Genomic DNA, 25,030 nt, shown 5'->3' on the forward strand with positions numbered 1-25,030 from the left:
CCGGATAAACCTCGGCCCTAAAAAAGAAAATTCCGGCCCCTTGGTGTGTCATGGCGGAAATGCCACGAAGGCCGGAATTCTTAGGCTGTTCAGGCAGACCTTATCATGAATCGCACGGAAAACCCATGGAATTGTTGCGTCAAAAATGGGTGGGACTCCCATGGTATGACGCATCACGAGTCGCCTTATTTTTGTCAGAATTTTCCCCGGGCGATGGGTCGGCCCCTGTCGGAGCGGCAATCCTCATTCCCACACCACCTACTTCAGATTTCCGCCGGAAAACCGATACGTATGAGTAGCCCATCAAAGTGATGTCTCGATCCGCGTTTTCGACTACCCGCGAATCGAGGCCGCGTCGGCGTCTACCCAACCTCGGCGGAGCTTTGACGGGCTCCCTTTCCATGATGCGTGTCGGCGACCACAAAGCAGCCCATCCAGGTAACTCTTTTTTTTCCAGCCACCTCCTTTCCCGACGCACCAGACAACCATCGCAGGCTCGTTCTTTTCCCTAGGATAGAGGCGAAGCGCATCGGTAAGGAGGAAGCCGCGATGACAACCCATTTACTGCAACGGGAGCAATGGCTGAACACCAGTTTGGACGAGGCCTGGGCCTTTTTTTCATCACCCAAGAACCTAGACCGCATCACCCCACCCGATTTACGGTTCCGCATTACCAGCGAAGACATCGACACCATGTACGCGGGCCAGATCCTCACCTACCGCATTAAGGCCGTCCCCGGTTTGTGGCAAAACTGGGTCACCGAAATCAAACACGTCTCCGACCGAGCGGCCTTTGTGGACGAACAGCGTTTTGGACCCTACCAGTTTTGGCACCATCACCACCGCTTCGAGGCACGCGATGGTGGCGTATTTATGGTGGACCGCGTGTTTTACCGCCTTCCTTTCGGGCCGCTGGGCAACTTGGTCCACGCCCTCTACGTGAAGAAGAAGCTAAACTGGATCTTCGATTTCCGGTACCAAACCCTGGAAGCCATGTTCAACCAGAGTACAGCCCCCAAGTCTGTCGGCCAGGCACCGCGGCTGGACTTAGAATCGGCGGTCTAACGCCCCAAGCCGCGGGCTTTCTTCCCGGCGCGCTCCCTGTTAAGCTTGAGGCTGCGAAACATCCTCGGAGCCCCCATGCATACACCTTACAAAGCGATCATTTTCGACCTCGACGGCACCCTGCTCGATACTCTCGCCGATATTGCCGACACCATGAACGCGGTCCTGCTCGGACTCGGTCTGCCGACCCACCCGCGCCAGGCCTATAAGCAATTCGTCGGCGACGGCGTGGCCAAATGCGCCGAACGGGTACTGCCGGCTGATCGGCGCGACGCGGCAACCATTGAGTTCTGCAAAGAAGCTTTTTTGGTCCGCTACGCGAACGCCTGGAAAAAACAGACGCGGCCCTACCCGGGCATTGAAGAATTGCTACGCCGTTGTCATACGAGCCAACTTCGCATGGGGGTTTGCACTAACAAACCCCACGAGGTCGCGGTCGAAACGCTGCACCACTTCTTCGCCCCGGATACCTTCGAACATGTTCAGGGTGTAGTCGATCACCTGCCGCGCAAACCCAACCCGGCGATGCTGCGCGGGTTGCTGGGGCACTTTGCCCTGAACCACACCCAGGTCGTTTACGTGGGCGATACGGCCACGGACATGCGAACGGCCAAAGGCGCGGCATGTTTCTCGGTGGGCGTGACCTGGGGTTTCCGTCACGAGCATGAACTCCGCGAACAGGGCGCGGACCTGATCATCCATCACCCTCGCGAATTACAACACTGGCTCGGCATTTAACCCGAGGAGAAACGCAGGGTTGCCCGCGGGGCTCGTTCGGGTCGCCGCGACCTGTCCCGCTTATGAAGCGCTCGCATCAATCACAAGGAGAATGGGGTGAAAAAAGTATTGATTACCGGCAGTGCCGGCCACTTGGGTGAAGCCCTGGTCCGCACCTTCAAACAGCGGTTTCCCCAAACCGAGGTGATCTCGATTGATGTACTGGCCTCGCCCTTCACCACCCATCAGGGCAGCATTGTTGATGCTGATTTGGTGGAACGGTGCATGGCGGGCGTCGACACGGTGATCCACCCGGCGACCCTCCACAAACCCCACGTGGCCACCCACAGCCGCCAGGATTTTGTCGACACCAACATTACCGGTACCCTGAACCTGTTGGAGGCGGCAGTGCGCCACAAGGTGGCGCGTTTCATTTTCACCAGCACCACCAGCACCTTCGGGCACGCGATGGGCAAGGATCCCAGCGAGGCCACCTGGATCACCGAGGACGTGGTCCCCATCCCGAAAAACATCTACGGGCTTACCAAAATCGCCGCGGAAAATATGTGCGCGCTGTTCCACCAAAAGTTCAAGCTGCCGGTCCTGGTCCTACGAACCTCGCGGTTTTTCCCGGAAGAAGACGATAACCGCAACACCCGCGACGCTTTTAGCTGCGACAACACCAAACTGATCGAGTACCTTTACCGACGGGTTGATATCGAAGATGTGGTCGAGGCCCACCTGTGCGCGCTGGAACGCGCGGAGGCGATTGGCTTCGATACCTACATCATTAGCGCCACCACCCCGTTCACCCGGGCCGATTTGGTCGACCTCAAAACCGATCCGGCCAAGGTGGTGCAACGGGTGGCCGATTACGGTCCATTTTTCAAAAAACAGGGCTGGCGCATGTTCCCCAGCATCGACCGCGTTTACGTCAACACCAAGGCACGCGAGGCCCTGGGTTGGACGCCACGTTATGATTTCCAGGCGATGCTGGCACGGCTCCAAGCGGGCGACCCCCTGCAAACGCCCTTGGCTCAGGTGCTCGGTAAAAAAGGGTACCACAAGGAAACTTTTGAGGACGGTCCCTTTCCGGTGGATTAGACCGGAGCGATCCCCGGTGAACCCGGGTTAGGCGGGCTGGTTGTCGATATCGGCGAAGTAGTTGGGTTGCAACAAGCTGTGCAGATCATCCGGCGGCGCGGGCCGACACAACAGGTAACCCTGCACCACGTCACAACCCAGCTCGCGCAAGACGTGTAACTGCGCGGGGTCTTCCACCCCCTCGGCAATCACCTTCAGCCCCAACTTCTGGGCCATGGCGATAATGGCGGACACAATAGTGAGGCTTCCCTCGTCTTCAAGAATTTTGAAAATAAACGAGCCGTCGATTTTCAAAATGTCCACGGGGAACTTGGTTAGGTAAGCCAGGGATGAATAGCCGGTACCAAAATCGTCGATGGCGATGGTAATCCCCTTCTCGCGCAACTGTTTGAGAATGGCGATGGCTTCATCCACGTTGCGCATCAACAGACTTTCCGTAATTTCAACTTCTAAAAACTCGGGCGGCAAACCGGTGCGTTGCAGCGCCTCCTCGATGACCTTAACCACGTTTTGGTGCATAAACTGGCGGCCCGAGAGGTTGACGGCCACGGTAATCGGGGGTAGCCCGGCGCGACGCCAGTTCATGTTGACCTCGCAGGCTTTGTCGATCGCCCAAGCGCCAATCGGCAGGATCAGCCCGTTTTCCTCGGCAAGGGGAATGAATTGACCGGGGGAGATCATGCCGCGTTCCGCATGACGCCAGCGAATCAACGCCTCGACACCGACCACCCGGTTATCGGCTAAAGCCATCTGCGGCTGGAAATAAAGCAGGAGTTCGTCTTTGCCCAAGGCGTTGCGCAGATGGGATTCCAACGAAAGACGCTCCTCCGTGCCTTTTTCCATGTTGGGGTTGTAAATCTGGAAGTTGTTACGCCCCATTTCCTTGGCGTGGTACATGGCGCGTTCGCTATTTTTTAACAGCAACTCGGCGTTTTTGCCGTGATGCGGGGCGATACACACACCGACGCTACAGGTGATGTACAACTCGCGTTCTTCCAAGGTGTAGGGTTTTTCCATCAGCTCGAGGATACGCTTGGCAATGTCCATCACCTGGGCCATCTGGGCAATGTTGTTCATAAAAAAGAGAAAGCGGCCGCCGCCGACATGACCGAGCAACATCGGCGTTTCGCGGGGTTCGTGGGGCACAAACAAACGCTGGCCACACAGGGTTTTCAGCCGCTTGGCGCCCTCCAAAATTAAACGATCACCGAAACGGTGCCCAAAGGTTTCGTTCACTTTTTTGAATGAATCCAAATCCACAAAATATATGCCGAGAACACAACGCTGAATCAACATCGGCAAGCTGGCCTGCAACGCGGATTCGAAAAAGACCCGGTTGGGCAACTCGCTGAGCGGGTTGAAGTAAGCCAAGCGGCGGATTTTATCTTCCGATTTTTTGCGCTGGGTGATGTCTTGAATAATGCCGCGAATGCGCGCGGGCACGCCGTGGGTATCGGTGGTTACGACCACTTCCTGGTGGACGTAGAGCATGTTCCCGTCGGGTTTCATAATGCGGTGATCAATGGAAAAAGGCGTGCCGTCCTGAAACGCATCGCGAAGCTGGGCTTCCAGCGCGGGTCGGTCATCAGGGTGAACGGCACCCAGCAGCAAGTCAAAACTTTTGCGTTCGCGACCGACAAATCCGAAAAGGTGGTCGAGTTCATTGGACCACGTGATGGCTTTTTCGGTGAGTTTCCAATCCCAACTGCCGACGTGCGCGATTTTTTGCGCCATCTCCAAACCCAACTCTTGCTCGCGCAGCTTGCGGAACGCACGACTGGCCCGTAAGCAAAACAAACACCGCTGGGCCAGAACCACCCAATTGATGGGTTTGGTGAGGAAATCGGTGGCACCGGCCTGGAAGGACTTGGAAATCGACTCGTAATCGTTCATGCCGGTCACAATGATAATGGGCACATCCAGACCGGCGGGATCGCGGCGCAAGGCCTTGCAGGTTTGGTAACCGTCCATCAAGGGCATGTTCACATCGAGAATCACCAAATCAGGATTGAGCAGGCCAAACTTGTAAAGCGCGTCCTGGCCGTTCACGGCGACTTCGACCTGGAAACCATGGCGTGACAGGGCGGTGCGGCACAAACGGCGCGTGAAGGTATCGTCGTCGACGACGAGTACTTTCCCGAGCAGTTTTTCGGTTTCATCAGGCCGCATAAACCAACCTAAAAAGAGGCGATGCCCGGAGCCGGGTAAATCACAAGGATTCACCGTTTGTCCGAACCAACATGAACTCACGAAAGACGGAACGCCCCGCCGTGATGGTTTCGATGCATTGATCCTCAAGGTGTGTAACCTTCAGTATTAACGGTTGGGCAAACAGGTTCAAGTAATTTCACCAAGGGCTCACAAAAATATCGGCACAAGCAGGCGGGAAGATAAGTTACGCAGGGCCGCTTTCCGCGCGCAAAAAAGCGACCTGATCGCGACCACTTTGTTTGGCAATGTACATGGCGCGGTCGGCACGCTCAAAAAAAGATCGCGGCTGGTCCGCGCCTGCAAGTTGGGTCACCCCGATGCTCATGGTGGCGCCGAAACGCAGTTCTCCCGCCTGGAAGCGACGCGCGGCAAAGTTGATGCGCAAACGTTCCGCGATCCCCAGCGCTTGGTCCAAGTGAATGTCCCGCAGCAAAACAACGACCTCCTCACCACCGTAGCGAAAGGCGGGGTCGCTGTCACGCAGGGTCGCGCGCACCACATCACCCATTGCGGCAATCACATGGTCGCCAACCAAATGACCGTGGTTGTCGTTGATCGCCTTGAAACGGTCGATATCGAGCACCATCATCGACAGAAACCGTTCGGTAACATGGGCTTGGGAAACCAAATCGGGCACGACGCGGTCGTAATAGGTCCGGTTGTAAAGTCCGGTAAGTTGATCGAGAACGGCCTCGCGTTCCAAACTTTCTTTGCCGGCCATCAGATCGCGAAAGAGGCGGCGGTTTTCGCGGCCCCACAACCACAACCCAATGCTAATTAACCCGATACCGGCAAGCTCCAGGCCGCCCTCCAAATTCAACCAGAGGGAATGGTTGAGATCGTAGATTTCGTCCAAACAATCAAACACTCGCCCCAGCAAAAACAACCAAAACCCGCTGTAAAGGGCCTGGTAAACATGACCTTTGAGGCGAACGCCGTGGATGTTGAACAACCAAAGCAGCACCAAAAAACACACGCCCAGTTCAAGAAGGAAATCCACGAGTAAAAATTCTGCGACGGGCTGGACTGGAAATAATGACAGCAAACCCAACACAACAAAAAGTTGCACCGCAACACCGATAAAAAACGGCGCATACACACTGGAAAACGAGCGCATGTGGTGAGTACCCCGAAACCTTTGGTTGTCACATTTAACTTAATCGGTAGATAACACGCGTTCGTAACGGATAAATAAAAAAGGCGGCCGAAGCCGCCGTTGGTTTAGCTTTTTTTGTTGGTAGCCGCGTCCGCTTTAAGCGCTTCCCGGAAGCGTTTGAGCTGTTTCTCGTAGAATTCGCGTCCCGGGTGTTCCTTGACGGCTTTTTCCATCAGGTTCACCGCGGTGGCGGTGTTGCCGAGCAAATGCTCAATTTCAGCCTGGGTATCGAGGATCATGGCTTTCTGGGTGCCGGTTTTGGCCAGGGAAACCCCTTTGGCGGCCAGATCGCGCGCCTCGTCCAGGTTGACCTCGTTTTCAAAACTCCACCAAGCGTAACGGTTCAACTGGTCGGCATCCTCGCGCCAATTTTCAGGTAAGGCGGACGCATAACGTTTGGCGGCTTCTGCCTTGTTCTCATCCAAAAACAAGGCGGCGTCGGCCCACAGGGCGACGTACTTGGGGTCCTTGCTAATGTCGATACCCTGTTCATGGGTGAAGAAATCAATGGTGGCCTTGAGGTGGTGTTTAAAGATGCCTTTATTTTTGGCGACTTTGGCCGAGTGCATCATGAACTGACCAACGGTGGGCACAATCTCCGGGTTTTCCTGAACCGCGGCCAAACCCGCCTGGTGGATGTCCTCCACCTTGTAAGCCTCGGGATTTTCTTTATGCTGTTTCCACTTGATTCTGAAAATTTGGAATTTCACATCTTTAATCTCGGCCACGGGGTTTTTGGCCACATAGTCGAAATATTCCAATGCTTTGTCATACTTGAGTTCCGCCGTTAAAAAAGTGCCGAGCGAATAGGCGGTGGCGCTATCAGGGTTTTTCTCAAAATCGGCCAAACGCTCGGCCAAGGTGCGGGTATCGCCAAGGGATTCTTCTAACTTCTCAATGAAGTAGTCCGGCGAATAACCCGAGAAGCGGTTCACGACTTTCAAGTCATGGTTAAGCACGATGTAGGTGGGGTATCCATTAATCCCGTATTCTTTGGCCAGTTCAACGCCTTTGCCTTTTTCGGCGTCGACCTTCATCAGAACCACTTTTTCCAAGGCGGCTTTGATTTTGTCGTTTTTCTTCATATCGCGGTCGAACATTTTACAAGGGCCACACCACACGGCGTAAAAATCAATCAGGATGGGTTTCCCCTGTGCCACCGCTTGTTTCTGGGTCGCCTTCAGATCCCAACCCTCGGCTAAAAGGCTCGGTGCACCGAAAAAAGCCGCGGTTAATAAAGTGAATAGGAATCGCATCGGGATTCGCTGAATATGCATGGTTTCTCCTCCCATCAATAAGAACACAATGTTTTAACATAACTCTATTTACGTGCTCAGGGTAAGCATTCGTTTCAGGAAGTTGCGGGATGGGCGTCGCAAACCGGAAAAACGGCGCGGCCACGATTCAATAACCACGGTGCCGAGCCGCTTCGGTTATGATGGGGCGGTTGGCGCAACCGGCCCGCAACCCATTCGACGAGGTGTTCCTTTGAAGCATCGTTTTTTACCCCTGATTGCGATCTTTTTGGTGATTTCCCAACAACCGGCCATGGCTTGGGGCTATTTGGGTCACCGCATCATCGGTTATATGGCGGAGGCCCGCTTAACACCCAAAACCCTGACCGCGATTCAGGAGCTCACGGGCAAAAAAACCATCGCCGAAATCAGCACCTGGGCGGATGAAATCCGCTCGGAGGAACACTGGAACCCACGCGTCGACGGCAAACGCGTCACCATTCACGACAACTGGCGCGACTACCGCAATCACCGTTTTTGGCATTACGTAACCGTTCGCGACAAAGCGGCCCTCGCCGATATAAACTCGGAAAGCCATCCCCTCTCCCAAGGTTATTTGGTCCCGAAAATGGTGGACAGCATGATGATGGTGACCCATCCCGACGCCCCCAAAAAAGAACGCGCCGAATCCGTTATGTTTTTGGCGCACCTGGTTGGCGACGTTCACCAACCTCTGCACGTGGGGAACGGCGAAGATCGCGGCGGCAACGACGTTAAGGTCACCTTTGGCGAGAAAACCGGTTCCCTCCACTGGATTTGGGATTCGGCGGTGCTTGAGGAACAAGGTCTGGAAGCCGAGGCCTACGCGGATAAACTGCTCAAGGCAACGGACAAAACACAAATGGACCAATGGGCCGCGGACGAATACCCGCAATGGGTTAAAGAATCCCTGGATCACCGCGATCAGGTTTACCGCTTGCCCAAACCCGGTGAAGACGGTGTTTACCCCCTTGACCCCGCCCCTTATGCCGCGGAGCACCTGCCCCTGATGGAGCAACGCATGGTGCAAGCCTCGGTCCGGTTGGCCAAGGTGTTGAACGACCTATTCGACCCAGCAACCAAATAACACCACCACCTTACACGCTGTCGCCGGGTCTTCCACGGACCCGGCCCTTTACCGGACCCCCCCCCATGAACCAAACTGAATCAGCTCAGGTTACCCGCAACTTCTCCCGAATTATCGCCTTCGATGTCGCCCGTGCTTTTGCCCTTTTTGGGATGATTTTTGTGAATTTTAAGATCACCATCGGTGCCGAAACGGTCACGGGCGATTTACTCGGCGATCTCATCGGCCTGTTGGAAGGTCGCGCCGCCGCGCTGTTTGTCATCCTTGCCGGCACGGGATTAAGCCTGCTTTCACGCAAGGCACGGGAATCAAAGGATGCCGCGCGTTTGGCCGCCAACCGCGTCATGATTTGGCGCCGCGCCTTGTTTTTGTTTGTGTTTGGTTTGCTCTATACCCCGATTTGGCCGGCCGATATTCTCCACTTTTACGGGGTCTACCTGTTGTTCGGGGGCATGCTGCTGAACCATGCCGACCGCACGCTCATCAACGCCTCGGTCCTGTTTGTCCTCATCGGTTACGCCCTCTTGTTCACCCTCGATTACGCGGGTGACTGGAACTTCACCACCTTGGAATACCACAACTTCTGGACCTTAACCGGCTTAATCAAGCACCTGTTTTTTAATGGGTTCCACCCGGTTTTCCCCTGGGCCTCCTTTCTCACCTTCGGTATGTGGTTGGGCCGCCTTGACCTGAGTAGCGCGGTCGTGCGCCGCAAACTCTGGGTACAGTCGCTTTGGGTGTTTGTCGCCGCCCAATGGGTGTTGCCCTTCCTGTTTGCCGCCCTCTTTCGGATGCTGGAGGTCAGTACCGAGGATACGGCCGCTTTGGTTTCACGTTCACCCATGCCGCCGACCCCGTTTTATATCTTCTCGGCGGGCGCCACGGCCTGCATGCTGCTGCTAGCCTGTTTTTCCCTCTGCGATCAGTTGGTTGCGCGCCGGCGTCTGCAGCCCTTGGTCGCCACCGGCCAAATGGCGCTAACCCTTTATGTGGCGCATGTATTGATCGGCATGGGTGGCTTGGAAGCCATGGGGTTGCTGGGCGGACAATCGCTCGCCTTTTCCGCGTTGGCGGCGCTGACGTTCAGTGCCTTATGCGTGGCTTTTGCGACAGCGTGGCGCGCCAAGTTCCGCCACGGTCCGGTTGAATGGTTCATGCGCAAAACCACGGGTTTTTAAGCGGATTCTTCGGCTCGGTCAACCATGGTGCCATCCGAGTGACCAAACGCTTAAGAAGCAGGGGCGAAACCGCTTAGAACCATAAGATCCAAGGACCGGGGCCACCATGGGCGGGGTTGAACCCCTGCCGGGGCCGGCCCAAGGACCCCGGCGGCCCCGCGTAAATAAGCAGATTAATCACAGTTATTTCAGCTTCGGGAGCGAATCTTCGGTGAGAAATACGGACGATAGAGTTTTTTCTCGGACGGACTCTTTACGCCGCCACGGTATCTCTTTAAACTCAAGAGGTGGTGGGTATGCCACCGCCGCGTTTCCCTCATCATGCTTCTTCCGCACACGCCCGGTGCGTGTCGCCCTTCAATCCACGCGACGTTTCACGACTTCGTGTTTTGTCCGATCCACGAATCCCGGCCGTTTTTTCGGTCGCGCTCGCCGCCAACCCGATAGCGACGCCCGTTCCAGATCGTCAGCGCGGTTTCGCCCTCGCAACGTCTCATCGCTTTTTGGACTTCCATGATTTCCGATTCCCCCATTCGCCGCGGCATCCGCTGGAAATTGCTCACGACCATGGTCGGTCTCACCGTCACGCTGACGGTCCTGATGACCATCGTGCAAATTACCGTCCAAAAACAACTCTTGGAACGCGAACTCGAGACTCGGATTGATTTGATAAAAAAGAACATGCAGGACCGGGGCGCGACCCTGATCGCCTACCTCGGCCGCCAGGTCGAAAACGACATTGCCGCATTTGATTACTCCTCGGTTCACGAGTTGCTGGAACGCACGGTGGCGGCCGACAGCGACCTCGACTTTGCGATTTTGATGAACAATGATCGCGTGGCCCTGGTTCACACCCGGCCGGAATATCTGCAAACCAAACTTGATGCCTCGGAAGACCGCTACGCCGCGGAACAAAAAACCCAAACGATTAACCAGTATCAGCGCAACAAGGTCGCCTATTTAGAAATGATCACCCCGATCAGCAACGGCAACCAAGCATGGGGCGTCTTGCGCCTCGGCTTCTCGCTGAGCAGCGTCAACGAGGAAATCGTCAAGTCACGCGCGGAGATTAGTAAGCTCACCGAACAGCGGGTGATTTACGCCTTGGCGACGGCTTTGGTGGTTGCCTTGGTGGCGGCCGGGATCGGTATTTTGATCGCGACCAGTATTTCAAAACCCATCGTTGCGCTGACCGACCATGCCTACCAATTGGCACGCGGTGATTTCTCGGTCAGCAACACCGGCAAAATCGACACCCGCGACGAAGTCGGCATTCTCGCCAACGCCTTCCGCGGCATGAGCCGCAGCCTGCGCGAATCCCACGAGAAGCTGGAAGAGTACAACCACACGCTGGAGCAACGCGTCCGCGACCGCACCCGTGAGTTAAGCGCCAAAAACGACGAACTCAAAGCCCGCTATGAAGAATTGGAAACCCTGGAAGAGATCGTGATTTCGATCAACCGTGAGTTCGTGCTGGAAAACGTCCTCAACATCCTTTTAATTCAAGGCTTGCGGCTTTTCCACCACGCCGAACGCGGCGCATTTATCATTCAAACCAGCGACGACCAATTCTCTTTCGCCGCCACGGTCGGCTACGACATGAACGAACTTTCGGCGCACACCTTGAGCCTCAAGGAACTGCTCCACGATCACATGGAACACATCCATTCGGTGCAAGAAGACGTATTTCTGGTCACCCTGAAACGGGACGCCCTGATCAACAGCCTGGAATCCTTCAGCCAAACGTCGGAACTGCTGGTCATGCCGCTGCGCCTACACGGCGAGCTGGAAGGTTTCCTGATGCTCGATAATTTGGGCTACGAAAAGGGCTACGATTTATCCGATTTGCACAAGCTGGTGCGGTTTCGAGAACACGCGGTTTCCGCCGTGGCCAAGGCGCGAACGATGCGCGAGCTGCGCGAGAAAAACCGCGAAATCATCCGCACCCAAAACCAACTGTTAATCCAGGAAAAAATGGCGTCGCTGGGTACGCTGACCGCGGGCATTGCCCACGAAATCAAGAACCCGCTTAATTTCATCAACAACTTCGGCGCGGTGATTGTGGATATGAGTGAGGAACTGAAATCCGAGCTGGCCGCGGTGCGCAAACAACTGGGCGACGAGCTGTTCGAGAGTTTGGACGAACTGGCGATGGATATGGGCCAGAGCTCCCAACAAATCGTCAAACACGGCGAACGGGCGGACCAAATCATTCACGGCATGCAAATGCTCTCGCGCGGTACCTCGGGCCAATTGGAGATCATTGATTTAAATGAAATGATCCGCGAGTACCTGAACCTTGCCTACCACGGGGTTCGCGCACAAGATAAATCGATGTCATTGACCTTCACCCTCGACTTGGCCGAGGATGTCGGCCAAATCGAGGTGGTTCCCGAAAACATCAGCCGCGTGTTCCTCAACGTGGTGAACAATGCCTGTTTCGCGGTCAACGAACGCCAGCAGCAGGAAGGCGACGCCTTCACCCCGGTGGTCCGCATCGCCACACGGAACCTGGGCGACGCGGTCGAATTTTCGGTTTACGACAACGGCACGGGCATCCCGGAAGAGATTCGCCCGCGCATTTTCACCCCGTTTTTCACCACCAAAGAAGCGGGTAAAGGCACGGGGCTCGGCCTATCAATTAGTTACGACATCATCGTGCAGGAGCACGGCGGCGAGTTCCAAATCGAAAGCGAACAGGGCGAATATACCGAGGTCAGGATCAAACTCCACCGCCATTACCCCAGCGCGGCCCAGTCGGAAGAAGACCGCCACAGCGTGCTCGGCACCTGAGGCCGGGCCTCCCCTTGTGCACGCGCGGTTATCGGCCGCGGTAATCACGGTAGAGGGCGAGGGTACGCTTGATCGCGGGACGCGATTCATGGCTTTTGAAAAAGTCGACCAGTTCGGGGGGCGGCTCGGTCCAGTTGACCTGGTGTTGCGGCGGCAACGCGAGCGGTGCCGACAGGGCGGCAAAGGAAAGGTCCGCAAAGGTGAAGCGATCACCGACGAGGAACTCCCGTTCGCTGTAGGCGGCGTCAAAGCGTTCCAAACCGGCCGCCAGGGTTTGTTCGTGTTGGGGGCGTTGCTCCAACTTATAAAAGTAGGTGAGCTTCTTCTTAAGCGTGGGAAACAGCAGGTGGCACAGCAAGCGGTTGCCGAAATGGTTGTCCTGGCACCACAGATCAATGACATCGCCGCGGTACTTAATCAATTCCCCGTAGAGGATCGCCCGTAACGGGATACCGATTTCTTTATCGGCAACCTGGGTCCACTCATCGACCTCGGCCGCGAGCTTGGGGTCTTCCGGCCACAAGGGGTTTTGGGGGATTTTCTCCTCGAGGAAACGCGCGATATTGTCAGAGCCCTGAAACCGCTCACCGTGGTAATCGAGGATGGGCACGGACGAGCGCTTGAAGCCGAGTTTCTTGGCTTTGCGAATGTGGGGGCCGGGCACCCAGTTGCCGAGTTGGAAGTCCACCTGCTTGTAATCCAGGTTCCAACGGCTGCGTTCGCAGTAATGAGAGATCATAAATTGGTAAAGCCGGACGGTCATAACGACACCACCTTCATATTAATAATGTAGGGAAGCATGATAACGCGTTGTCACGGACGTGGCGAGGGTGATTCACGTCACACCGGCAATCGACAGGGTACGCAAATGGAGCGGAACACGAAACTAGCGCAAATTTCTTATCGAGGGATGTTTTCTCCTTGACAGTTAATTCACCTTATCAACAGAATGGGGGTACCAATCACCAAACGCGTTCATTCGTATCCATAGTCTGCCGAATATGGAGCCCGTTTCACCACGAGAACTCCACATTTGCAGGCTGACCGGGCGGACTTACAGGTTTCCATCAGGGAAACGCGTGATCCGAATCACACTCTGACCAACGGACCGCAAGCGGCGGTAGGTGGTCTTGCAACCCGGTCTTTTGATTGATGCCCAGCACCGTGGAAACGTGGTTCGGTGAAAACCGTTGCGCAACAAGGCTTCTCCTTTTTTCAAAAGCAGGTTGTTGACGTTTTCGGGCGTGTTTACCTAGATCGAACTACCTACACAAAGAGGCAAATCAACCGAAGCTCTCCCAACAGGGAGAAAAAACGTTTACCCTACATATTTGCTCCACAATTAACGGATATATTTCACAACATACCGGCGAGGGGTTGCCGGTAGGCGAAAAACGCTTCGCCAAGACGTGAGCTATCCGGGTTGAACAGCAACATAGGGACCTCAACGCACAACAACTTCACCCACAAGCATTGCGCTAGAACATAAGCGCAAAGGGCGGAGCACTGTCCGAAGTCACCTAATTCAACCGACAGATCTTTATAAAAAAGACAAGGAGAACAAACCATGGTAGATGGAATTAACTCAGATCCTAGCATTCAGGGAATGAACCTCGGTGAAGGCAACTTAGAGCCCTTCGACATTCAAACCTTACTTTTGACCCTGCAAATGGAGCGCTCTGAAACGCTCAACGGTTCCCTGATGGACCAAGCCAACCAAATGAAAGCCTCCAACGAAAAGTTGAAACAGGCTAACCAAGTCATGGCGAACTTGCGCGTCGCTCAGGCCAACGCACAAGCCCCCGACGATGTAACTTGGAACGTTGACAAAAACAGCAACGTGATCACGCTCGACGGCTACCAAATCGAACTGAACGAAAGCCGCTCTCAGTGGACCCTGTCCAAGTTGGACGACAACGGTGAAAAAATCCCCGGTTCCGAAACCCGCATCTGGGGCGACCCGCACGTTGACGAAGACAACGACGGCCGCACCGACTGGGACTTCAAAAAAGACACCACCTTCGTTCTGGAAGACGGCACCAAGATCTCTGTCGGCACCAAGCAATGGGGCAACAGCGACTACACCACTTCCGACACCTTGACCATCACCAAAGGTGACCAAGCAATCCAAGTTACCGGTTTGACCCAAAACGACGACACCCCGCTGAGCATCAGCGACGTCGGCCTCAACGGTCGCCAGTTGGACATGGACACCACAGACGGCCACTATGTTTACGCCAACGCAAGCGTCAACCAGTGGACCGACGGCAGTGGCACCGACTTGGGCGACGACCAAGGCAACTGGAAAATGCACTTCGAGAGCGAAGCAACCAACGCTGCCGAAACCTACCAGCAAAAGCAGGTTGACGTTGACCCCGAAACCGTTCAGTGGTTGAAGGACAACGGCGTAACCATCGTTGACTCCGACGGCGACGGCCAATTGAGCGCCGACGATCTGGCTTCTACCATCGAGAACCTGAAAGGCACGATCGACACGCTGAACGCCACTTCTCAAATGGACATGATCCGTTTGCAGAGCCTGAACAACAAATACACGCAATCTTTTGACATGATGACCAACTTCATCAAGAAGTTCGACGCCAACAAAGACGGCATCATCCGCAACATGGGCTAATAGCCCTTAACGTCCTCGTCCACATCCACATCATCAGGAGGCTGGTTTTTATGAGCGCAAAACAATCCCCGGAGGAACAATCCCTAGACATCATCGACCGCATGGACAAACTCATCCGCCAAACGGAAGGCTTGCTCCAACAAACCGATGACTTTTACCAAGATTTAGGGATTGAACGGGACGCCGCAAAACGTTATCTCGAAAGCGATAAGGTACCTGAGGCGGAACGCCAAAAAGTCCTCAAGGAACTGGAAGAATGGGAAGAAGAAGTCGCCGCCGACGTTCGCGCCGCGGTAGACGCCTTCAAAAGCGAGAAGTCGCCGCGCCGGAGCAAGGCACGAATTCCCAGGATGCGCATCTAAACGAAACCGGTTAGTAGGACGAACCAACGGCATCGAACCATAACCCAGCACTCATTAGAAAATAATTTAGGAGAATCATCATGACTGAGATCAGCGGAAACATCACCCCAATCGGCGCCTCTACCGCCAACATGGACGGCCAAGTACTCGACATCGAAACCTTAATGGTGATGTTGCAGATGGAACGCGCCGAGAACATCAACGGCCAGTTGATGGACCAAGCCAACGAAATGAAAAAGAAAAACGCTTTGTTGAAAGACGCTCAAGCCATTCTCGGTAAAGCACGCGAATTGCGTCCTGCCAAGGACTCCGGTAAGGCTCAGGTTTCTGACGAAATCAAAGCATTCGCCGAAACCCACGGCATCGACATCAAAACCGGCAACATCAACCAGTCCGAGTGGGACCAAAACATTGAAAACCTCAAAGGTTTCATCGACTCCACCAACAGCTCTTCTCAAATGGACATGATTCGTTTGCAGAGCTTGAACAACAAGTACTCTCAAGCGTTCGACATGATGACCAACTTCATCAAAAAGTTCTCTGCTTCCAAAGACGGCATCATCCGCAACATGGGCTAATCGCCGATCTAATCAGGCAGCACGCATCGTTGCTACGCCGGCTTTGCGAAAAGCTAAGAAGCAACGTAAAATCCCTCAAACGAGCAGCGCAAAACAAGTCACCACCTTGCGCAAGTTCCAGTCCTTAGAGCAATTGATTACCATCAAGGAGATTGAAACATGGCAACCGAGCCTTCTGAATTTTCAATGGACGACTACAAAGACATCGTTGAAACCTTCCTTACCAAGGGCGGTACGCTGGCCGACATTCGGGGCTTATCCGCGGAGGACATGGACGTCATCTACAGTATGGCTTTCAACCTTTACAACCACGGTAAGTATAAGGATGCGGAAGACGTGTTCAAGTTCCTTTGCTTTATGGACCACATGGAACGCAAGTTTTTGATGGGGTTGGCAGCTTGCCGCCAGATGCAGAAAAACTACGAGGGCGCCGTTCAAGCCTACAGCCTGGCAGCGGTCTACGACATCGAAGATCCCAAAGCACACCTGCATGCGGGTGATTGTTTCCTCGCCCTGGAACGCTACGCGGAAGCCGAAAGCGCACTCGCCGCGGCCATCCACTGGGCGGGCGACAAACCCGAGAATAAAGAGAGCAAGGATCGCGCGCAGAGCCTGCTGGACCTGCTGCAACGGAAACCCAACGAAGAAGAAAAACAAGGAGTCTAAACATGTCAACGATTGACGGTAATTTTTCGATCCCCAACGCCTACGGTGCCGACATCGACAGCGGCCAGGAGATCGAACAGTTAAAGGAAAGTATACAGAAGGCGCTTACCTTCCTCGCTGAAAACGAAGGTCCGCGCCTCCAAGGTCCCCCGCCCAAAGGTGGCCGCCCCCAACTGGAAGCGCCCGCCAACATGAAAGATACCGACGACCTCGCCCTGATGTTGTTGGATCTGCGTAACAAAGTCGGTGAGCTCCAGCTCAAAACCAGCAAAGAAGACATCCAACACAACATGGCCAAGAAAGAGACAGCTCACAACGACCGTCTCGACCAGCTTCAAAAAGCCATCGACGCCATGAAAAAAGCCGACAAAGGCGGCATGTTTGGCAAGGTCTTCGGTTGGATCGCCGCATCGCTCTCCTTGGTCGCTGCTGTAGCCGCAACCGTCGCAACCGGTGGTGCCGCTGCACCGCTGCTCGCGGCAGCCGCGCTCAACATGACCATGATGGTTCTGCAAGAAACCGGTGCCATGGACACCATCACCGAGGAATTCGGTAAGTTGATCCAAGACATCGCCGGGGCATTTGGAAAAGAATTGAGTGATGAAGAAGCGCAAATGATCGCGGGTATCACGATCACGGCCGCCGTACTCATCATCAACATCGCAGCCGCGGTCGCAAGCGGTGGTGCTGCTTCGGGTAACCTCGCTACCCAAACCAAGCAGATCGCCGATATGATCAAAATCGGTTCGGAAATTGCCGCCGGTGTGGCAATGGTCGGTCAAGGTACCTCTCAAATGGTCCAGGCCGGCTACCAAAACGATGCGATGCAGGCACAAGCCGATGCTGCCGACTTCCAAAAAATGATGGCGAAACTTCAAGCCGCGCTGTCCGAAGAGATGGACCGCTTGAAAGAGATCATGGAACAGTTGCAAGACTCTAAAAGTGCTGTGATTCAAATGATGAACACCACCGCGCAACAAACCTCCAAGATCCAACGCAACATGGTTTAAGGCTCACGTCTAAACCCCCCCGAGGCGGTCTTTCCGGCCGCCTCCTTTCAGAACCTTATCCCACCCTGCTTCATTTTTTTGGAAGCCACAGTAAAAGTTTGTATCCACATCGGAGGACACCATGAGCATCGACGGCGTAGGCGGACAGAATCCCATTTCCTGGGGTAACCTGCAGACCGAATTTGATTCCCAACTGGAAGCGATCAACAACAATCCTGAAACCGCAACCCTGACGGTCAGCGACAAGCAAAACCTGGCCCTCGACCGCGCGGTTCAAAAGTTGGCGCTTGAAGCACCCAACAACCCCAACCCCAGCGACAAGCAACTGAACGAAGTCGCCGGGAAGATGGGCCAAATGGACACCTCAACGGCCGGTGACATCTCCACCCTGCTGTACCTGTTCCACGAAATGACCACCCTGAACCGCCAGACGGCGCGTGAAGAGCGTGCTTCTCAGCGCGACATGCAGATCGGTCAGTTGGACAAAGCGGCCGACGAGATCCGCAAAGCCGCCAAATCCGCCTTCATCTCCGGCATGGTGATGGGCGCTGTTTCCGCCGCCGGCGGTATGATGAGCGTCGCGGGCGGCTTGAAGTCGGCCTCCGCCATGAAAGGTTCCGTGGGCGCCACCAAAACGACCTCCGCCCAGCAGAGCTTGAAAACGTCCCAGACCAACGCTGCCGCCGCGGCCGACGACGTGAAGGTTCAACAGCAGAACGTGGTTAGCGCGAACAAGAACCTGACCGCCGCCAAAGCCGATGTAAAAACGGCGCAGACCAACTTGGACACCAAGAACGCGCAGTTGAACCAGTTGAAAGCGGACGGTGCGCCTAAGTCCAAGATCGACGCCAAGCAAATTGAAGTGGACAACGCCGCCAAAGATCTCAAGGTTGCCCAGCAAAAAGAAGTCAATGCGACCAACCACCTCAAGCAAGCCAATTCGGACTTGGCCGACGCTCAGGAAACCTCACGCATCGCCAACCGCGATTTCGACAAAGAGTTCAATAAGAAGGGCTTGAGCAAGGAAGAGAAAACGGAAGTTCTGCTCGACAAAGACCAGAAAACCATCGACCAAGGTGCCAAGCATGCGACCACCAAGGCCGAAGCCGACCTGCAGAAGTCTCAACGCATGAACGCTTACGCGGCCGGTGCTTCCGGTATCACCACCGGTGGCGGCCAAATGGCTTCCGCACACTTCAACGCCGAGCAAAAAGGCCACGAGGCAACGCAAAAGGATCACGAGATCAACGCGACCCACGCGGAAACCTTGGCCAAAGACGCCGACGACACCATGGCGGGCTTGCGCGATCTGGAGCGCGACATCCGCGAGAAGTTGAACGCCATCCTGACCGCGCGTACCGAAACCAACAAGAAAATCATGGCTTAATCAAGCCCTGGGCCGGCCGCCTCAAGGGGGCCGGCCCTTTTCTTGTTTCCCCGCACCTTTCCCCGTTCGAACACCACATCGAGGTAACCCATGGACGCTTCCAAACTGATCAACAGCCTAGCGAACCGATTTGGACTCAACGGCATGGAACCCGAACCCGAGGGTCACTTCGAATTTCACTTTGACGGCAAACTGATCCTCAACATCCTCGCCGAGGGCCGCAACCGCCTGCTGTTGTTCAGCCCGATTTGCCGCATTCCCCAGGACGACGCCCACGCGGCGGAGCAAAAAGTCAAAAAGATGATGAAAATGAACCTGGGGAAACTGGCCGACAGCCACGAAATGTTGGCCTACGAGGAAGAGAGCCACGAAATGGTGATCTACCGTCGCCTCGAAACCGCCGGTCTCACGGTGGACAATTTCGAAGAGATTGTCGAAACCTACCTCAACAATCTCGAGTTTTGGATGGCGACCCCGACGCAGGAAGCAACCAGTTTCCAGCGTCCACCCATGAACATGTTCTTCCCGTAAAACCGTTCAACGTTTCGCTCACACTTGGTTTCATGAAATTTCTGCGTAACGGCCGCGACCAGCGTGTAAAGAAAGGGAGCCCCGCGCGAGGAACGCCGATGAAACCCGCGACAAGCATTCTTTCCCAAGCAAAGGATGTTTCGCCGCCCACAAAACAGGTTAGAATCGCCGGATGCTCACTGTTTGTCCTTTTTGGGCGCCGATGCTTCATCGCGCCGCTTTTCATTGTTCTCAATTCGTATTCAAAGAGGAATGCACTCGTCGTGAAACACTTACTTTTATTACCTAGCCTGTTAACGCTGATCAGCTTTTTCCCGCTCCACGCGGCGGAGATCCCCTGGAAACCGGAAAAGTACTCGCTGCAAGTTCGCGAGGAAGCACTCAACACGGTGCTGCAAAACTTTTGCGCCGACCAAGGCATCTACACGATCATCAGTGAGCAAATCACCGGCACGGTCAGCGGTCAATTTACCCAATTGGACCCGGCCGACTTTCTCAACCGTTTAACCGCCGCCTACAACCTCATTTGGTACTACGACGGCACGGTCCTTTACATTTATCACAGCAGCGAAATGGCATCCGAGATGTTGACGATGCAATTCGCCAAAATCGACCGCTATATGATGGCACTCGACGCGGTACAAATCCTCGACCAGCGCTTTCCCATCCGCGCCCTGGAATCCGAGGGTCTGGTTTACGTGACCGGTCCACCCCGATACGTTGAACTCGCGGTACAAACCGCGGTCGGTATGGACGCCAACGCGGCACGCATGACGGCCCTGGAAGCCTCGCGCGATGTGGTCGAAGTCTTTGAACTGAAATACGCCTGGGCCGACGACCAACTGCTCAGCTTCAACGACCGCGAAATTACCGTACCCGGGGTGGTCACCGTCCTGCGCGGCATTTTGACCGGTTCCACCGGGCTCGAAACACTCGAATCAAGGGACCGCCGCCGCAAGCCCACCCGTGACAAGCTCAAGGGCAAAGGCATGTCGGCCATCGGCAACCTTGAAGACGACGAAGCCGAAGACCTGCAAGCGCAAAACAGCGGTGGCGACGAATCACCGCAAACCGGACCACCAACCCCGGTCCCCATGATCATGGCCGACGTCCGCAACAACGCGGTGGTCGTGCGTGACAAGGGCGAAAACATCGCGTTCTACCGCCAAATCATCGAATCCCTCGACGTCCCCGCCGGTTTGATTGAAATTCACGCCAGCATCATTGAAGTCAACACGGATTACTCCCACGAGGTCGGCGTCGATTGGCGTTACGAAAAACCCGGCGATGCAAGCGCGGGATACTTCAACAACGCGGCCAACGAAGCCGACGCCGATTTCAACTTCAACAACAGCCCACTCACCGCCGGTGCCGGCTTGTCCTTCACCACCATTTTGGGTGACGCGGCCGAGAACTTCATCGCCCGCATCCGCTTGCTGGAAGCCGACGGCAAGGCCGACATCATCTCGCGCCCGTCCATCGTCACGCTGGACAATGTTGAAGCGCAGTTGACCACCAACCAAACCTTCTTCGTCCGCTTGGAAGGGGATCGCGAGGTCGACCTATTTAACGTGTCCGCCGGTGTCACCCTGCGCGTCACGCCCCATTTGATCGAAGACGGCAAACACAAAAAGATCAAACTCAGCATTCAACTGGAAGACGGCAGCGTTACCGAAAACCGGGTCGACGCGATTCCCATCGTGCAAAACACCACGATCAACACCCAGGCGGTCATCCGCCACAACGAAAGCGTGTTGCTCGGCGGTTACGTCCTCGAGAAACGGACCGATACCGAAAGCAGAGTGCCCTTCTTCGGCCGCATCCCACTCTTCGGCAACCTGTTCCGCAACAAAACCCGTCGTAACGAAATGGTCGAGCGCTTGATCCTGCTCACCCCGCGCATCATCGACCCCGAAAACCCGAGCCGGTTTGTGGAAGTCCAACCCCGTTACACCAACGAGCTGGACAGTGAAGAGTTGCCACTCGACATCGATCCGGCCCGCCCTCGCCCCAAACCCAAGAAATAAGCCACTCCTTCACCCGTTTCATCCGTTCACCCATCATCCACCAAGGAAACACTGAGGCACCATGCAAAACCAACTCCTGCTCAAAATTTTTTCGGGTCCCCAAGTCGGCGCGGAAATCATTCTGAACAGCGGCGCTTATGTCATGGGTATCGACGACGACTGCGACCTGATCCTCCACGATCAAAACATGGCGGACAAGCACCTGACGCTCAAACTCAGCGGCGGTCAAATTTTTGTCCGTCCCTTCGGTCAGGAAGTGGTCATGGTCGGCGGTGAGCGGGTGACGGATCCGGGCGAAACGGAAGTACAACCCTTTAGCATCATCACGGCGGGCACCACGCATTTCGGCTTGGGCCCGGTCGATGAAAAATGGCCGATGTTCTTTTTGCCCGACCTGATTAATCAGGACGGCGGCAAACAAGGCATCGACCCGGAAGCCAAAACCAAGGAACAACCGCTCGACAGCGAGCCCGATGAAGACGAGGAACTCAGCGAAGAAGAACAGGCGGCCCAGGCCGCCAAAAAGGCAAAAACCAAAAAACGCGCGCGTTTGGCGTTGGCGTTGATGTTTTTCTTTTTGGCGATTTTCTGGTTCTCCCGCCTGTTCACACCAGAGCCGGGCGACGAAACCGTGCCCATCGCCGACCTGGGTACGCCCAGCGAAAAGGTGATCGTCATTCTGGATCGCTTGGCCATGAACCACCTCAGTCTGTTCCAAAAAACCAACCGGCGACTGACCCTCGGCGGCTACGTGGCCACCCAAGAAGAAAAGCTGCAATTGGGCCGCGCCTTGCGTAAAGAAAAAGTCGATGTATCTTTTGAGGTAGTGGCGGAAGACGCCTTGGTTACCTCGGCCAACGAGGTACTCGGCATCTACAGCCTCAACCTGGGGGTTCGCAGCTTGGGTGCGGGAAATATTGAAATTCACGGGTTCACCGAGGAAGCCGACGTTTTGCTCAAAGCGGTTCGCACCATGCTGGCCGATATTTCCGGCATTGAGGCGATTACCAACGACGTGGTGACTTGGCCCGACCTTTTGGATTTTTTCTACAAAGAAATGAAGAAAGAAGATTTGTTGGATGTTGTTAAGTTGGAACTACACGGCGGTAAACGGTTGGTGGTCAAGGGCAATCTCGGCCCGAACCAATTGGAAAGCTGGGATTTGGTTCGTCAAAACTACAACGAGAAGTACCCCGAACTGTTGGAAATGCGCGAGCAGTTTAACGAGGTCACCCCGGTCAAACCCCGTAAAGCCAAGAACAGCAATAAATTAGCCCTGCAAATCGCCACGGTGAGTGTCGGCAGCCAACGCTACATCACCACGGCCAAAGGCGACAAATTGTTTGAAGGCTCGCGTTTACCCAGCGGGCACATCATCAAGGCAATTCACAGCGATAAGTTAATTCTCGAATTCAATGGACAAGAGTTCGAATATCAAATGGGAGGCGGCTCATGAGCGAGCAAACCACGACCTTTTTGGAGATTGAACAAAAGTTGAGTCAGGACGCCGAGGGCAAAGAAAAAGCAGTCCTCATTGAACGACTGTTAGGTCAGGCGCAAAATACCAAAAAAGCCATGGACGCCGGGCTCGCCCCCGACGATTTTTCCGCGGCGAGTAAGTTCCGCGACGCGTGCGACGTGGCGGCCGTCACGGTCGGCAAAGTCTGGATGCGCATCCACAAAAAAGCGAATAAGCCAGGCTAAGCAGCCGCGACACGCGGACGCGCCGATCCAAGATCAACCCTACTCACCTCGTCAACCCCAACCAATCAAACAGCAAGGAGTTCACCATGTCAGGTATCACTTTAGACAGCATTAACGCAAGCATTGCCGAGCGCGTTGCCGCCCTTGAGGCGTCTCTCGCCGCGGAAATGGACAACTACGACGCCGCAACCGCGGACCAACAGTCGCTGATCCGTCTTCAGATGGGTCTGCAAAAGTGGACGATGGCGACCAACCTTCAGTCGAACGCCCTGAAAACCCTCGGGGACGGCCTCAAGAGTACGGTTTCCAACATCCGTTAATCCGCACCCACGGGTCTCGCCGTCGCGGTCGCAAGACACAAACGCGGTGAGGCAGGTGGGCGAAGGTCGGGTCGGCTTGTTCCGACCCGACGTCCCCAAGCATTCGGTCCACGCGTTGTCGGACCCGGCCCCGCCCTTCATTTTGATGGGATCCGCCACGGCGATCCCGCGCCCAATGTCACCAGCAAGGAGCAACCCAGATGGAAATCCCCCAACAGTCCGTTCAAGATTTAATGGAAGTCGGTTATTTGGCCGGCGGCTATGGTTATTTCAAAGATGCGATTGCCATTTTCGAGGGCCTGTCGGCGGTTCGTCCCGACAGTGAATATCCGCACATCGGCCTCGCCATGACCCACCTGGGTATGAAGCAAACGGAAGATGCGGTGCGTATTTTACGCGACAACGCCCTGCCTAAAAATCCCGAGAACCCTTTGACCAAAGCCTTTTTGGGGCTTGCGCTGATGCAAGCGGGCCTCAACGGCGAAAGCGAATCGGTGCTGAACCAAGTCATCGACGACAACCAAAACGAAACCGCCGTCGAATTGGCGCGCAACTTACTCGCGGGAACCTAAACGGCTCGGTCGCGGCGCACCTTTTGCCCGAAGCGCTCCTTCGGAAGCGCGCCCACCATGACCCAGCCCATCGGGACTCCCCGCGCAACAGTTAGGAGGAAGCATGCTGGAGCCGGCCTCACAGCAAGGCGTGCAACAAGTTGTCCAACAGCAGTTGGAACAAGGCACCCAACAACAACAGCAATTTGATGAACCGGATCAAGCCGACGTTACCCGTTTTGAGGAATTGCTCAAAGCGCAAAACGACGGCGTGGTCGACGGAAATACCGGCGTCGAAAAAGCCGAAATCCATGCGGGCGAAATCCAAGCCGTCAGTGTCAAAGAAAACGCGGTAGAAGCGGCGGTTCCTTCCATGGAAGTGGAAGAGGGCGCAAGCCTCGGCGATGTGATCCTCAAGGGAATGGAAAAGATATCCGCGACCCACGAGGGCCACGTGAACAACCTCAGCCACTTGCTCGAAGTTGGTAAAAACGAACCGATTAACTTCCAAGACGGTGTTAAGTTGCAAATGGAAATCATGCAAATGAACCTGCAACAGGACATCACCACCAAGGTCGCCGACAAGGCGAGCCAAGGTGTCCAGACGCTGTTCCGCAACCAGTAACGGGCGCGCCATTCCCCATCGGTCGCGGCGCGACCGATGGGCGATCCCC

General features: G+C 55.2%; 23 protein-coding genes. 19 read left to right on the top strand and 4 right to left on the bottom strand.

What is annotated here, in order from left to right; all coding sequences use genetic code 11:
• Window positions 1-549: 549 nt before the first annotated feature.
• The 3 genes from J3U88_RS29125 to J3U88_RS29135 all read left to right on the top strand — a co-directional run bounded on the left by J3U88_RS29125 (window position 550) and on the right by J3U88_RS29135 (window position 2,886).
• Window positions 550-1,065, top strand: coding sequence for an SRPBCC family protein (locus tag J3U88_RS29125; RefSeq protein ID WP_207862542.1), 516 nt, complete (start codon window positions 550-552; stop codon window positions 1,063-1,065).
• Between the two features lie 75 nt (window positions 1,066-1,140).
• Window positions 1,141-1,803 carry an HAD family hydrolase gene (locus J3U88_RS29130; protein WP_207862543.1) on the top strand — a complete coding sequence of 221 codons (663 nt, stop codon included), beginning with the start codon at window positions 1,141-1,143 and terminating at the stop codon, window positions 1,801-1,803.
• A 96-nt stretch (window positions 1,804-1,899) separates the two neighbouring features.
• On the top strand, window positions 1,900-2,886 hold the full coding sequence (locus tag J3U88_RS29135) for an NAD-dependent epimerase/dehydratase family protein (protein ID WP_207862544.1): 987 nt from the start codon (window positions 1,900-1,902) through the stop codon (window positions 2,884-2,886).
• A 27-nt stretch (window positions 2,887-2,913) separates the two neighbouring features.
• Here the strand turns inward: J3U88_RS29135 and J3U88_RS29140 are convergent, their stop codons facing one another.
• The 3 genes from J3U88_RS29140 to J3U88_RS29150 all read right to left on the bottom strand — a co-directional run bounded on the left by J3U88_RS29140 (window position 2,914) and on the right by J3U88_RS29150 (window position 7,530).
• The gene (locus J3U88_RS29140; RefSeq protein WP_207862545.1) at window positions 2,914-5,055 is read right to left on the bottom strand and encodes a two-component system response regulator; all 2,142 of its coding nucleotides are present in this window, start codon (window positions 5,053-5,055) and stop codon (window positions 2,914-2,916) included.
• A 226-nt stretch (window positions 5,056-5,281) separates the two neighbouring features.
• Window positions 5,282-6,097 carry a diguanylate cyclase gene (locus J3U88_RS29145; protein WP_207862546.1) on the bottom strand — a complete coding sequence of 272 codons (816 nt, stop codon included), beginning with the start codon at window positions 6,095-6,097 and terminating at the stop codon, window positions 5,282-5,284.
• Window positions 6,098-6,318: 221 nt separating this feature from the next.
• Window positions 6,319-7,530, bottom strand: coding sequence for a thioredoxin family protein (locus J3U88_RS29150; protein ID WP_207862547.1), 1,212 nt, complete (start codon window positions 7,528-7,530; stop codon window positions 6,319-6,321).
• 211 nt (window positions 7,531-7,741) lie between these two features.
• Between J3U88_RS29150 and J3U88_RS29155 the strand changes: the two genes are divergently transcribed.
• The 3 genes from J3U88_RS29155 to J3U88_RS29165 all read left to right on the top strand — a co-directional run bounded on the left by J3U88_RS29155 (window position 7,742) and on the right by J3U88_RS29165 (window position 12,585).
• Window positions 7,742-8,614: a S1/P1 nuclease gene (locus tag J3U88_RS29155; RefSeq protein ID WP_207862548.1), complete on the top strand. Its 873-nt coding sequence runs from the start codon at window positions 7,742-7,744 to the stop codon at window positions 8,612-8,614.
• 65 nt (window positions 8,615-8,679) lie between these two features.
• The gene (locus tag J3U88_RS29160) at window positions 8,680-9,792 is read left to right on the top strand and encodes a DUF418 domain-containing protein (RefSeq protein WP_207862549.1); all 1,113 of its coding nucleotides are present in this window, start codon (window positions 8,680-8,682) and stop codon (window positions 9,790-9,792) included.
• A gap of 513 nt (window positions 9,793-10,305) precedes the next feature.
• Window positions 10,306-12,585, top strand: coding sequence for a sensor histidine kinase (locus J3U88_RS29165; protein WP_207862550.1), 2,280 nt, complete (start codon window positions 10,306-10,308; stop codon window positions 12,583-12,585).
• Window positions 12,586-12,613: 28 nt separating this feature from the next.
• Here the strand turns inward: J3U88_RS29165 and J3U88_RS29170 are convergent, their stop codons facing one another.
• The gene (locus J3U88_RS29170; RefSeq protein ID WP_207862551.1) at window positions 12,614-13,348 is read right to left on the bottom strand and encodes a glutathione S-transferase family protein; all 735 of its coding nucleotides are present in this window, start codon (window positions 13,346-13,348) and stop codon (window positions 12,614-12,616) included.
• 804 nt (window positions 13,349-14,152) lie between these two features.
• On the opposite strand from J3U88_RS29170, the gene J3U88_RS29175 reads away from it, so the two are divergent.
• The 13 genes from J3U88_RS29175 to sctI all read left to right on the top strand — a co-directional run bounded on the left by J3U88_RS29175 (window position 14,153) and on the right by sctI (window position 24,981).
• Window positions 14,153-15,220: a DUF1521 domain-containing protein gene (locus J3U88_RS29175; RefSeq protein ID WP_207862552.1), complete on the top strand. Its 1,068-nt coding sequence runs from the start codon at window positions 14,153-14,155 to the stop codon at window positions 15,218-15,220.
• A 50-nt stretch (window positions 15,221-15,270) separates the two neighbouring features.
• Entirely contained in the window at window positions 15,271-15,582 is a 312-nt protein-coding gene (locus J3U88_RS29180; protein ID WP_207862553.1) for a hypothetical protein, read from the top strand.
• Between the two features lie 80 nt (window positions 15,583-15,662).
• Entirely contained in the window at window positions 15,663-16,160 is a 498-nt protein-coding gene (locus tag J3U88_RS29185; protein WP_207862554.1) for a hypothetical protein, read from the top strand.
• A gap of 159 nt (window positions 16,161-16,319) precedes the next feature.
• Window positions 16,320-16,826 (top strand): SycD/LcrH family type III secretion system chaperone, encoded by a 507-nt coding sequence (locus J3U88_RS29190; RefSeq protein ID WP_207862555.1) that lies wholly within the window; start codon window positions 16,320-16,322, stop codon window positions 16,824-16,826.
• A gap of 2 nt (window positions 16,827-16,828) precedes the next feature.
• Entirely contained in the window at window positions 16,829-17,836 is a 1,008-nt protein-coding gene (sctE, locus tag J3U88_RS29195; RefSeq protein ID WP_207862556.1) for a type III secretion system translocon subunit SseC family protein, read from the top strand.
• A 121-nt stretch (window positions 17,837-17,957) separates the two neighbouring features.
• Window positions 17,958-19,223, top strand: coding sequence for a hypothetical protein (locus J3U88_RS29200; protein WP_207862557.1), 1,266 nt, complete (start codon window positions 17,958-17,960; stop codon window positions 19,221-19,223).
• A gap of 90 nt (window positions 19,224-19,313) precedes the next feature.
• Window positions 19,314-19,754 carry a CesT family type III secretion system chaperone gene (locus J3U88_RS29205; RefSeq protein WP_207862558.1) on the top strand — a complete coding sequence of 147 codons (441 nt, stop codon included), beginning with the start codon at window positions 19,314-19,316 and terminating at the stop codon, window positions 19,752-19,754.
• A gap of 263 nt (window positions 19,755-20,017) precedes the next feature.
• Entirely contained in the window at window positions 20,018-21,781 is a 1,764-nt protein-coding gene (gene sctC, locus J3U88_RS29210; RefSeq protein ID WP_207862559.1) for a type III secretion system outer membrane ring subunit SctC, read from the top strand.
• A gap of 61 nt (window positions 21,782-21,842) precedes the next feature.
• Window positions 21,843-23,237, top strand: coding sequence for a type III secretion system inner membrane ring subunit SctD (gene sctD, locus J3U88_RS29215; RefSeq protein ID WP_207862560.1), 1,395 nt, complete (start codon window positions 21,843-21,845; stop codon window positions 23,235-23,237).
• The gene (locus J3U88_RS29220; protein WP_207862561.1) at window positions 23,234-23,485 is read left to right on the top strand and encodes a hypothetical protein; all 252 of its coding nucleotides are present in this window, start codon (window positions 23,234-23,236) and stop codon (window positions 23,483-23,485) included. Before sctD ends, J3U88_RS29220 begins: the two co-directional genes overlap by 4 nt.
• 86 nt (window positions 23,486-23,571) lie before the next feature.
• Window positions 23,572-23,805, top strand: a complete 234-nt coding sequence (locus tag J3U88_RS29225) for an EscF/YscF/HrpA family type III secretion system needle major subunit (protein ID WP_207862562.1) — start codon at window positions 23,572-23,574, stop codon at window positions 23,803-23,805.
• Window positions 23,806-24,005: 200 nt separating this feature from the next.
• Window positions 24,006-24,377 carry a tetratricopeptide repeat protein gene (locus J3U88_RS29230; RefSeq protein WP_207862563.1) on the top strand — a complete coding sequence of 124 codons (372 nt, stop codon included), beginning with the start codon at window positions 24,006-24,008 and terminating at the stop codon, window positions 24,375-24,377.
• Window positions 24,378-24,480: 103 nt separating this feature from the next.
• Window positions 24,481-24,981, top strand: a complete 501-nt coding sequence (sctI, locus tag J3U88_RS29235) for a type III secretion system inner rod subunit SctI (protein WP_207862564.1) — start codon at window positions 24,481-24,483, stop codon at window positions 24,979-24,981.
• Window positions 24,982-25,030 lie beyond the last annotated feature (49 nt).

The sequence above is a fragment of the Acanthopleuribacter pedis genome, from assembly GCF_017377855.1.
Classification (GTDB): Bacteria; Acidobacteriota; Holophagae; order Acanthopleuribacterales; family Acanthopleuribacteraceae; genus Acanthopleuribacter; species Acanthopleuribacter pedis.